The following is a 12,311-nucleotide window of genomic DNA, read 5'->3' on the forward strand; positions in this document are numbered from 1 at the left end:
CTTATTGCTGGCTCAGAACCAGTTCTTTTCCTGACATTTCGATGCCCAGGTCGTCAAGAATATAGGATTCAAGAATATAAAATTCAGTGTCCTGTATTACATTGGGTATCAGCACCACGCCCAGGCTCACATGCTCTGTCACATTCCAGATCTGCCCTTCATTTACCTCAATATTCTTAGAGAAAGCCAGTTTGCCATAGGTAACAAGCATCGACACATTTTCTCCCGAACAAGATTTTCTCAGATCAATGACATCATCCTGTTCCACTTTAAAGTACCTGGAGTTGAGCAAAATCCGCTGGAGGTCCTCATTGGACAAGTCTTGCAGCTGCGGCATGGTTCTCAACCTTCGTAATTTGCAGATCAACAAATCTTCTTCACTTGAGAGCCAGTCGAGCGGCTCCATTATTTTTTTGTGAAAAGTATCCTTCTGGTTCTCAATTACTTTATATAAAGAACTAAAGCGTTCATAGTTCACTATCCTGAGCACATAAAATGATGTTTCGGATATTACTTTGGACGACGACATTGCATTGGCAACCAGAATGGGAGTGGTGCTGGTAGCGTCATATTGCTTAAGTTCCTTAATAGCAACAGATTTGGTCCACCTGGATATCCGGGTGTAATCTTTGTTCACCACATCTTTCAGACGCTCCTCTACGGAAAGTGTATCCTGCGGATATATCTCCTGAAAACTTTCGAGCATCTCTCCTGGGTTATCACTTTCCAGAACGGGCAGAAGCTTGTTCTTCACATCCTCCGGCAGCATCAGGCCGCAGATCTCGATCAGATAGTCCCTTACATCATCCTCTTCATCATCATTCAGCAATGTGATGACTTTAAATTTAGGACTGAAAACGACTTCGAGAATGGTGAACGCTTTCAGCACGATCCTCTTTTTCTCCCTTTCTATGTTAATAATCAGCTGGCTATCGTAGTCATACTCCGCCGACAAATCCTCCTGAGCTGCCAACAGCCAGGCCAGGGTACGGAGGTGGTCGTCAAGCTCCTGTACCAGATAAGTCTGCTCCGATAGGGTACACATATAGCCAAGATTCCGCAAACTGTCGACCACTTTTTCACGGATAAAACGGTCGGGATTAAATATGTTTCTGCGCAGAAAGCGGATGGCCTCCTCTCCTCCGATCCCTTCAACAATGTTCAGCAGCCGTATCTGCCTGAGCTTACTTTCCGTACCACTCAGGAAAAATTTTTCGATCTGTTTGATGAGAGGTGCTCCTGATTTTTCCAATGCGCTGGCCGCTATTGACGAATACCTGTCAAAATCAAGCTGTTCAAAGAGATATGGCCACAATTCAGGCCGCTTCATTTCACCGGCAGCGTGGATGGCCGCTTCCCGCACCTGAGGTTTGGGATCCTGCATCAGCGGGATGAGATACCTGAAAGACAAAAACCTGAGTGAGCTGCCCAAGCCGGTAGCGGCTTCTAACCGATCCGAATCCTTTGACGACACAGCCAGCGCGATCAGCTCATCGTATGTTTTTACACTGGGCAAATACTTGGTAATACCCGACGTAATAGTCTTGTTTTTTTTATCCGGAAAAATCTTATCCCGGATCACCTGCCGGTACGATACCTGACCATTAAAAGCAATTACGGTCCACACCAGTGCCGTAAACAAAAATATCAGGGAGAGCCAGAGGACGTCCAGCTTCACCCAGTAGGTAAATATCATCAGAATGATTCCGGCCGCCAATCCACCTATGGATTTGGCACGGCCTTCTATCCTGCCCTGAATCTGCAGCCTGATGGAAGAATGAATGGGCTGATACAAAACCTGATACACCGGGTCACTGATGGCTTTCCGGATGGCACTCATGAAAAACCGCGACAGAGCTATACAGGCAAAGAATATGGCAGCGGTGTCATACGTTAGCCCATAAACAGCTGCCAGCCCAAAACCAAAGACCAGACTGACGGGGAGTATCAGGATACCAGCCGTAAGACCGTACTTCCGTACAATATAATTGTAAAGGAATGTCTTGATCAGTAGCTCGAAAATGGCACATATCCCAAAAAACAAACCAAGGAAACTGGCCAGTAACTGTTTGTCGGGAAAGATAAGCCTCGATTCCGTAAAGAAGATATATTCTACATAAAATAAGGCAAAAACCGGCAGCAGTGCTAGCAGAAATATATTCCGGTAATAGGAAGGATTGAGCTGCTGATCGGTTCTGATAGGCTTTATCTCTTCCACCTGAACTTCTTCATTTTCTCCTTTGACAATATACCGGTTATGTATCCTGCGGATAATGGCTCCGCATACCATCAGAAAACCAACGGTTACAACAAGCAATGCTTCCGTGCCGATCAGGTGAATGGCGATTGGAATGGCCAGGTAAGCTATCACCGAAGAAATTACGTCGCCGCTGTTGATAAGCCCCGAAAGCCTCTTAGACTGCTGCATATTGAACAACTTTGCAACAACCGCCCAGAAAGTCACCCCGTTTACCAGTACAAAAACACGGTTCCAGATAAAAAGCACATAAAATACCCAGATACTGCCCGTGAGGTGATACACCCCCAGCATCAGCAGAATGGTAATTACCAGGAAAGCCAGCATGTACTCAGCGAGGCGGTCGTAAGGAACCACTTTTTGCAATCTGCCCACGGACATCCCCAGTGCATACAGGAAAACCCCGCCGACTATGTATACGTTGGGGAGTACACTGCGATCAAAGCTGACCAGAAATGAGGAGGCAACCACTGTATAGAAAATAGCCGTTGCACCACCCATAAAAAACGAGTAGGCAATGAGCAGAAAAACGAGTTCCCGTTCTTCGTGCTTTACATTAAGCCATTTCCATATCTTTTCCAGCCTCTCCATGGGTCTATTACCTGAGTTCCATTATCATAAAATAAATTTGCCTGTCGGGCATCTGATACAATGGCCTGATTTTACCTATGTAACTGAAACCCAACTTTTCCAGTGGTTCGATACGGGAGGCGATGGGTTGCGCAATGATGACCTTGATACCACTTTCCTTCGCAAAAGCAATCCTGGCGTTGTCCAGTAAACCTGAAAACCCCTTACCTCTATGTTCAGGCGCTACCACCAGGCGGTTCAAAGATGCAAAAGGAGGCGTGTTGTGAGCGCCAAGCTCAGCTTCATCGAAAAGATCGGAGTGGGGTACCGTGGCATAACAATCATGGAAGCTCATGCGGGCAGCCGCCACAATCATTCCGTCCAGCGTAATAATCCAGTGATGCGCTCTCACATCGTCGTCGTCAATCCAGGTAGCATTTGCAAAGAACGATTTGCTGATACCGTTTTCTTCTTTCCAGGCCTGCACGCGCAAAGCGCCCATTTCATCAATCCTTTCAGGATGATCTAATTTTGTGAGTAAGAACTCCTGATTGTTAATAATAATACGTTGATCCATTTCTCCATTCTTGATTCCCGAAGGGTTTTTAAAAGTCTTGATCATAACTGATGTATGCCTAATTTGTATCGATGAGGATTCCGAAGGAAAAAACTCTTCTTTCCTGAGGATAACGGGAGGCAGAGGTAACCCCCTCGGCCGCCCTGATGCCGGGTACAAAATATTCCTTGTTCAGTAAGTTGGATACCTGAAGTTGCAGACTAAACTTGTTCCAGATGTTTTGATAGGTTATCGCCGAATTCAGAAGGTATACTGGTGCAAAACTGGTTATAGGATTGCTGCTGCCGGAAGTTCCCGCACCCGACTTTCTCTTGCTTATGTAATTATTGGTAACACTGATCGAAAGGTTTTTGACAACCTCGTAAATAGCACCAAGATTGGCAGAGTACCGGGCAATGTCACTCACCGGAACCTTTTCTCCTTCCACCTTACTGAGATCGCGCGGGTTGGAATAGGTAAAATTACCCCAAACATCCAGTTTTTTAATATTATATTTCCCCTCCGCCTGCAAACCGATAATCCGCTGTTTGCCAAGTGCCTGGAACTGTGTGGTGGTTACATTATTGGGCGTGACCGCAGTAGCAAGTCCTACCGCATTATTGTAATTGGCTATATACCCAGCAACGTTAAAAGACAAACTTTTTGAGAGCTTCACATATACGCTTCCCTCCAGGTTTTTCACGCGCTCAGGCTGTAAATTGGGATTATTGAGTAACCTCTCACGGGTGGTGGCATATTTCTGCAGGTAGGATGCATCCTTGAACGCCTCCGCATAAATACCTTTAAAAACAAACTTCCCTTTGGAATAAACAAGGCTGAGCCGGGGATTGAATACAAATCCATAACCTCCGTGCGTACGAATCTGGTTGTAATCGAGCCTCGACGCCAGTACCATTTTAAGGCTTTCCGTCCAGTTGTAAGTTCCCTGGCTGAAAATACCGAGGTCGAACACCCGGAAATTATCTCCGCCTGCGAGTGTTGAATCGGGACGGCCAAATTCATCTGCATCTTCTACCCCAGCCGTGATGTAATTGGCCTGGATAATACTGTTCCTGATCTCCACACCGCTGTTGATATCCATTTTAGGGAGCGGCGTCCACAGTACCCTGAATTCGTTGCGAAGCTGATTGGAAACCCTGTACCAGTAAGGTACCGAATAAGTTGGTTTTCGCTGGTTAAGCAGATCGATAATCCCATAGCTTCCGTTGTAATACCCCCGGTACGTGGGCAGATTGGTAGCACCTTTCAGCTCATGGAGGCGGTAGGATGTCAGATTCACGATCTGCACCTTTTCACCCAGAAATTTATTGTAGGTAAACGAGAAGGCCTTGTTATTGGCGACCCAGCGGGAAAGATCCTCGGTCACAATTCTTGACTTATTGGTATACCAGGGCGTGGCTCCCTCGTCGGTTTTCCAGTTCATGAGAGAAATCGTAAAATCCTTGAATTCTATCTTTACCCGAAACATGTTATTTTTGGACACATCATTATATCCCACCTTCTGGCCATTGATCTCAGCGTCAAAAAGATACTGGTTGTCCAGCTCCGCAGCCTTTTGTTTTCCGGCATCGGTGAGGCTGATACCTGTTGCGGCACCATTGGCATCGGTTTGGATCTGATACAGGCTGCTGTTGGGAAACAAGGTGGTAAGCTTGTTGGTGTTGATATAATTTTGCGCGTTGGTTGCCCCCGTAACGTTCTGCTGGTTGGGATAATCGGCCACGGTTCTCGAGTCAAAGTTCAGGGAGCTGTATTTTGAAAGATCCATTTCATCTGACTTAAACCAGCGGGTGGATAAGGTGACCGCCACGTCTTTAGACCGGACCGTCAGCGCGCCATCCAGGATTTTGGTATTCAGCGAACCGTATTTCAGCTGGCCCGTTCCAGAAACCGCTATCTTTTTACCCTCCGGCATATCCTTTTCCATATGCTTTTTAGTAATGACGTTAATAACCCCCATGAAGGCATTAGCACCATACATGGTGGAAGCCGGACCATAGATCACCTCCACACGGTCAATATCCGAAAGCGAGTACTGGCGGGAAATCGGGATGTTATCTGAGTTAAGGTCATTTTCTTCCACTCCGTCCACCAGCAGGATCGTCCTGTCGTTGGAAGTAGACCGGTATCCGCGCTGGTAAAAGGTAACATAGGAAGGTCCGTTTCCCCTGATCACGTCAAATCCCGGCAAGTCGCTCAGCATTTGGGTTAAATCCTTGTATCCTCTTTTAACGATGTCGCTATGGGTCAGAATGGTCACCGTTGCAGGAACCTGCAACAGGTTTTCAGCCTTTTTAGATACCGATGTGATTTGAATGATACGGTCCATGAGATCCTTTTGCTGCGCTACCAGATCTTTAAACTGAGGAAGAGTCGAAAATTCGGGTTCGTAATTCTGGTTGGCCGACAGCAGACTTCTTACCGCCTTTGCAGCCTGCGGAAGGGAATCCATGGCAAGGTAAGTCTGGGCAATAATTCGGTAAGCCTGCACCTGGTTATTCACCGAAAACCTTGTTTTAAGGCAAGGGGTGAGTATTTCGAATACCTCATCAAAATTACCTGACCGATACCTGCGGTCAGCCTCCGGTATGATTACCGCCGGATCACAATCGTTTTGGCTAAATGCCGGAACATAAAAAAAGGTAAGTAAAGAGCCTAATACGAAGAACATCCAGCCCCTGCTTTTTCCTGTATTTTTCATCGTACTGTTATTGATAATTTATCATGAGGAATATCCTTTCCTATGTATTTGTCCCACTCCTCGCTGGTCAGGTCACGATTCACTTTTTTAGAGATCTCATCAAACAATGCCCTGGAATTAATATCCCATATCCGCACTGTTTTATCCGCCCCGCAGGCAAACAATTTTTTTCCATCGTTACTGAACCGAACGTCCATGACCCAGTTATCAAAGTCGTTCAGTACCACAGGCTGCTGTTTGGAAAGGTCTTCCGTATTATTCCATATCCTGATCTTCCAGTCGTAACAAGAAGTGGCCATCCGGCTGCCATCGGGGGTAAAAGCGATTTTGGTGATACCCGATGTATGGCCTCCCTGAATCCCGGAAAGCCCGTTTATTACAATTTCGGAGTTATCCTTTATCCCCGTAAAATAGAGGGTACCAGAGCTTGTACCCATGTAAATCTTTTTGCCGTCCGGTGAGATAGCCAGCGCTGAAAGCCTTCCACGGAGCCGGTTGAAGTCATATTCTTTTGCTTTTCCTGTAAGTTTATCCAGTTCAAGGCCTACAATTTTCCCTGCTCCTGACCCCAGGTAGATAAATTTAAGATCGGGTGAAATCGCTGACGCCACCACATCAATTCCCAGATCAATGTTATGCAGCACCTGCATACGGTTGTCGGAAATATCCCAAATCCTGATCTGTCCCACAGAGCTTATGGATATCAGCCTCGGACCCGCCGGGTCCATTCTTACGTGCAGCCGCAGCACCATACCGTCATGCGCAATCAGCGTTTTGGTGGGCAAGCTTCCCATGGAAGGTTTATCCCAGCGAATAATCTGCCCATTGGAAGTACCTACAAACAACGTATTGTTATTGGGCATGAACGTCAGAGACCTGATACTCTTGAAGGTTTGTTTTGGGTATCGTAACGGAGTTGCCCTGGACCCCGGCACCAGATAATTCCATAAATTAACAACACCGTCGTCCCCTGCAGTAGCTAGAATATTGGCATTATCCTTTGTCTCGGTTATAATACGGACAATGTCATTGTGTCCGATGTAGGTAGACTTGGCACCCGCTGCTTTGGAAAGTGCGTTAAACACATCGGGATTCTCGGCTTCTCCCCCATTATTTACATTAAACTGATAAGCGCGTAACGCCAGCAGTGAGGCGAGTTCCTCGGTGGCAGGCATCTGAAACGACTGGATTGCGATAAAACGTGCTACCGCTTTTGCACGCTGCCTGAAAGCATCGTTTCGCGAAATTTCAGCCTCAGTACGTGCCTTGTTAGCCTCATTTTTTTGAACAATGGCGTCATTCCTGGCCGCAAGTGCAGATGCAGCCGCCTGGTTGGCCAGTATAGTTGCCGTGTCTGCCTTAAGTTTCTGCCTTTCCGCAATTCCTTTGGCAATGTCAGCCTGTGCTTTCTGAAGCAGCGCATCCTTTTCAGCCAGCTCTGCCTTTTCCCGTTGCCTGTCCGTTAGTACCCTCTGGAGCATAGCAATCACACCCTGCTGCTCCGCTATCTTCTGCTGAGAAATTGCTTCTTTAGTCTGGTCTTCCGCCCGTCCTCTTTGCTCAAGAGCCTGGTTGGCTTTTTCCTGGGCATTTTTTTCACTCTGCTGTGCCTGTGTCCGCAGCACCAGTGCCACAATCAGAAACAGCAGCGAAATTAAAGAACTGGCTCCCAGGATGGTAGCAAAGGTACGTGCTTTCCTGAGTTCTCTTTTCTGGCGGTCCTCCTTCTGCCTTACTTCTAGGTCGTATTGTTTTTTGCTATAGTCAAGGAAATTAAGTGCTCTTTCAAAATAAGGGTCATAACGTTGCGCCCACTCCAGGGTAGGTTCATTTTCCTTAAGCCATTTAAGGCCCATCTGAAGCTCGGGGTTGACCCATAAACCGGTACGGCCATCCTGATACAGAAAGGCCGAATAGCTTAATTGTTTGTAAAGTTTTGCCGATTCCAATTCCTGCTCAATCCACAAACGGCAACGGCTCCACAGCGTTAGTATCTTTTCAACAGATACATCAATGATGGATTCAGGTTCAATCTTAATGCCCGGCCTCGGTGTGAGAAAGGATACGCCGTTTTCACGGAAAACGAGTACCACGTCAATCAGCAAATAATCCGGGATACCGGTAATTTTTACAATTTCTCTTAATGTTGTCGGATGAAGCGCCGGGGTATCATTGGCCCCCAGAACAATTAATGTTTTGAATAATTTCTCGGCTCCCTGCCTTCTTTTTTCATCAAGCTTTTGTGTGAATATTTCCTCAGCATGTACTGTAATGGAGTTATCCATGGTACCCACCGCCTCATATTCCACCAGACTGATGGGTGTGGCCAATGATTTAGTCGTTTTCCACCGCTCCCACATCCGCATCAGGACATGCTGAAGAATGGGTAAGAAATCGGGGTTGTCCACAATTTTCCGCTGCAGCATACTCACCACATCCGGGGCAATAGTGGCACCAAGGGTTTCAACAGGCCTGGTGATCACCTCCATGATTTCCTCCTGGTTCATTTTGGGAAGCAGGTAGTATCCTTTGTTGATGGCCTCGGTGAGTCCTTTAAACTCGGTGCAGTGATCGAGGTAGTCGGACCGCATCGTGATCACCGCATGAACCGGCATGTTGCGCTGGTTGATCAGGCTCAGCAGCAAATTGATAAAGGCAGGATTCTCTGTATTACGTTTAAAATCAAAGCTTTTCGAAAAATCATATCTGAATATTTCTTCAAACTGGTCTATTACCAAAAGTATATTTTTGTCCTTCACCACTGAAAAAAGCTCAAAAATGTACTCGGGATTGGCTATAATATCCCTTTCCACAGCAGCCAGGTCTTTTGATTCCCAGCTATGATCTTCTCTTCTCAGATAAGCCTTCATGGCCGCAACAAAATTCCGGACAGGACTTGCTCCTGGCCGGAAAACCATCACAGCCCACCGCTCTAAATCCTCCCCGCTTCGCTCCAGAGAGGGTATCAACCCTGCTTTAATTAGTGATGACTTCCCACTTCCGGAAGACCCTATCAATGCCAGAAACCGTCCATCCAGCAGCTTGTTTTTCAGCTCTGTGATGTGCGAATCTCTACCAAAAAATAAAGAATGGTCTTCGTACTCATAGCTCCTCAGGCCCGGAAAGGGATTAGAAAATGTAGTTGTATCGACCATATATTACGTAAAACTTTCGGAGTTCCTGTTTTCCAACTCCCACCCACACATACAATAAGAAAAAGAGCAAATCCTGATGATCAGGATTATGCTCTTTTCATTTTAAAAATATTCCGGTTCTTTCCATTCACATACTCGTAAGAGAATTCGTCAACCCCGTTGACAGTCAGGTAAATACCTAACCCTCCGATTTCCCTTTCTTCCAGCGGACGGGATAAGTCGTCCATGTCCGGAAGTTCTCTGGATAAAGGATCAAACTGAGGAGCCTCGTCTTCCAGAATCACCGTCAGCGCTTCATCGGTGATCTCACTGTGCAGGAGATAGTCGGCTTTGATACCGGCCCGCTGATACCCATATAAAATTATATTCGTCGCGATTTCATCAATAGCCAGCTTCAGACTGTACGTAGCTTTCTTTGCCAGGCCTGCCTTTTCAGCCAACTCACCGATGTAATCCCGAAGAGGATCCAAAGAATCGACCTCCCCGGGATAACTTCTTGTTTCCATTCTGGAACAAATTAAGCTGGATACTGATCAACTATGGTAACACTGTGGTGAAGACCGGTTTTTTCCAGTGTATCCACAATCAGTTCCTGCGGCTTAACGATATAGATCGAAAGTTGCGGACCAATTTTTTGCTTTGAAAAAATAAGTACCCGTAGTCCGGCTGAAGACATAAAGTTAAGGTTCTCCATGTCAAGTACCAAAGTATCGATTGACTGGTTTGCTATTTTTTCAATTTCTGTCTGAAAAACCCGTGCTGATAATGAATCCAACTCCCCCGTTAAGGTAAGGGTGGCAAGCGGACTGCTGATAACTGAATCAATTGTAAAAGCCATGATCTGATATTTTTAAAGATTTTAAACCTTATTTCTTTTATTACAGGTCAACGGAGGATACCTGCGGCATTCCGCCGTTGACCTGCATTTTATTATTTGCCAATCAAAATGACGGTTGAACGGCCTCCCACGAGAAACCTGGTCTGGTCTGCCAGCCGGTGTTCCTTACCAATATCAAAGATGTCCTCTCCTTCCGGCATGTCCGTATTGGCTGCAATATACCACTCTCGGCCGACCGGCAGGGCTGGCAGTTCATAATAAAGTGCGTCCCAATAGCTGTTCATGGCCACATATACCATATCATCCTTGATGGTTCCGCCTTTGGCATGAGAGCCATCGAGCATAAATGCCAGACAGCGGCTGGTACTTGAGAAATCTGCATGCCATGCCTGTGTGCCATGGAAGCTGATGTCAGGATATCCGCTGTTCACGTAGTCGCGGTGCTGGAAATGCGTACGGCTTCTGAGTACCGGGTGTGCCTTTCTGAACCTGAAAATGTGTTTGGCAAAATTATGAAGGTCCGAGTTCTTTTCAAGTAACCCCCAGTCCACCCAGTTCAGTTCGTTGTCGTGGCAATAAGTGTTATTGTTACCGTTTTTGGTAACACCCATTTCATCGCCCGAAAGGATCATGGGCACACCCTGGCTCACCATCAGTATCGCCAGAGCATTCTTAATCTGCTTGTGGCGAAGTCTGTTGATATTTTCATCATCGGTTTCGCCTTCTACACCGCAGTTCCATGAGTGGTTGTCGTTTCCGCCGTCATTGTTATTTTCCCCGTTCGCATCATTGTGCTTGTGGTTATATGCAAAAAGATCATACAGGGTAAACCCATCGTGGCAGGAAATGAAATTGATACTGGCGGTAGGGCCACGGTAATAGTAAAGATCCGGCCAGCCCTGCACACACTGAGCGATTTCGCCGATCATCCCCTCATCCCCCTTCAGGAATTTACGGATGGAGTCGCGGTACTTACCGTTCCATTCAGCCCAGCGTCCGTAGGCAGGGAAAGACCCTACCTGATACAATCCACCTGCATCCCATGCTTCGGCAACCAACTTACATTTAGCCAGGATGGGGTCATAGGCAAGCGATTCTAACAGAGGCGGATTGCTCAACGGTGCTCCGTTCTGGTCACGGCCCAAGATAGCCGCAAGGTCAAATCGAAAACCATCGATATGGTAATCGGCAGCCCAGTAACGAAGGCAATCCAAAACCATGTTCCTCACCACCGGGTTGTTACAGTTTAGTGTATTACCCGTTCCCGAAAAGTTAAAATAGTAACCTTCCGGCGTCAGCATATAATAGGTTTTGTTATCAATTCCTCTGAAAGAAATGGTATGACCGCGGTGATCGCCTTCGGCAGTATGGTTAAATACTACATCCAGCATTACCTCGATACCATTTTTGTGAAGTTCTTTCACGAGGGTTTTGAGCTCATCCACCTGCATCCCGAATTTACCCGTGGCAGCATAACCCGCCTTGGGTGAGAAGAAGTTAACAGTGCTATATCCCCAGAAATTAACAATGAGCCCACCAGTAACAGGGTTTTCCCTGCTGTTTTCCCATTCATCAAATTCGTAGATCGGCATCAACTCCACGCAATTAATCCCCAGCTCTTTCAGGTACGCTATCTTACTTTTGATCGCTGCGAAGGTTCCCGGATTTTTTACATTGGCAGAAGGATGCTGCGTGAAACCGCGCACGTGCATTTCGTAGATCAGCAGATCTTCGATGGGTGTTTCCAGCGGGTGATCATTTTCCCAGTCGAAATCCTCAAAAACCAGGCGCGACCGGTACGGGTAGATATTATCCCAGTTCGGTTTGGCGAGCCAGGTATCGCGTCCGCCGATGGCCTTGGCATAAGGGTCGCTGAGGATGATACTTTTGTCGAAACGATGCCCCTGTTCCGGTTGGAAAGGTCCGTCCATGCGGTATCCATATTCCAGCCTTTCATAGTCCAGGTCAAAAACGATCATGGAGTACACGTTCCCTGTCCGAAACTCCTCCGGGAAACGGATTTCAACAAAGGGTTCTGCTTCCCCCCGTTCAAAAAGAACGAGGGTACAATCGATAGCTTCGCTGGAATATATGCTGAAATTGATACCATTGGGTACCATAGTGGCACCAAACGGCAGCACATGTCCTCTTCTGAATTTTATCCCCTGCTGCTCATGGGTGGGATAATAATCGATACGTATGTCTGTTGCCAT

At 46.7% G+C, this 12,311-nt stretch carries 7 protein-coding genes; all 7 read right to left on the reverse strand.

Annotation, left to right across the window (positions count from 1 at the left end; translation table 11 throughout):
* Position 1 precedes the first annotated feature (1 nt).
* The 7 genes from KOE27_RS09605 to glgX all read right to left on the reverse strand — a co-directional run bounded on the left by KOE27_RS09605 (position 2) and on the right by glgX (position 12,311).
* Entirely contained in the window at positions 2–2,848 is a 2,847-nt protein-coding gene (locus KOE27_RS09605; protein ID WP_215238675.1) for an MFS transporter, read from the reverse strand.
* Between the two features lie 7 nt (positions 2,849–2,855).
* A complete protein-coding gene (locus tag KOE27_RS09610; RefSeq protein ID WP_215238676.1) occupies positions 2,856–3,449 on the reverse strand; it encodes a GNAT family N-acetyltransferase in 594 nt (197 codons plus the stop codon).
* A 13-nt stretch (positions 3,450–3,462) separates the two neighbouring features.
* On the reverse strand, positions 3,463–6,105 hold the full coding sequence (locus tag KOE27_RS09615; protein ID WP_215238677.1) for a TonB-dependent receptor plug domain-containing protein: 2,643 nt from the start codon (positions 6,103–6,105) through the stop codon (positions 3,463–3,465).
* Positions 6,102–9,260, reverse strand: a complete 3,159-nt coding sequence (locus tag KOE27_RS09620) for an nSTAND1 domain-containing NTPase (protein WP_215238678.1) — start codon at positions 9,258–9,260, stop codon at positions 6,102–6,104. The genes KOE27_RS09615 and KOE27_RS09620 overlap by 4 nt, the downstream gene beginning before the upstream one ends.
* A gap of 86 nt (positions 9,261–9,346) precedes the next feature.
* On the reverse strand, positions 9,347–9,766 hold the full coding sequence (locus tag KOE27_RS09625) for an ATP-binding protein (RefSeq protein ID WP_215238679.1): 420 nt from the start codon (positions 9,764–9,766) through the stop codon (positions 9,347–9,349).
* An 11-nt stretch (positions 9,767–9,777) separates the two neighbouring features.
* Positions 9,778–10,098 carry an STAS domain-containing protein gene (locus KOE27_RS09630; protein ID WP_215238680.1) on the reverse strand — a complete coding sequence of 107 codons (321 nt, stop codon included), beginning with the start codon at positions 10,096–10,098 and terminating at the stop codon, positions 9,778–9,780.
* Positions 10,099–10,190: 92 nt separating this feature from the next.
* Positions 10,191–12,311 carry a glycogen debranching protein GlgX gene (gene glgX / locus KOE27_RS09635; protein ID WP_215238681.1) on the reverse strand — a complete coding sequence of 707 codons (2,121 nt, stop codon included), beginning with the start codon at positions 12,309–12,311 and terminating at the stop codon, positions 10,191–10,193.

The organism is Dyadobacter sp. CECT 9275, assembly GCF_907164905.1.
Taxonomy (GTDB): Bacteria; Bacteroidota; Bacteroidia; order Cytophagales; family Spirosomataceae; genus Dyadobacter; species Dyadobacter helix.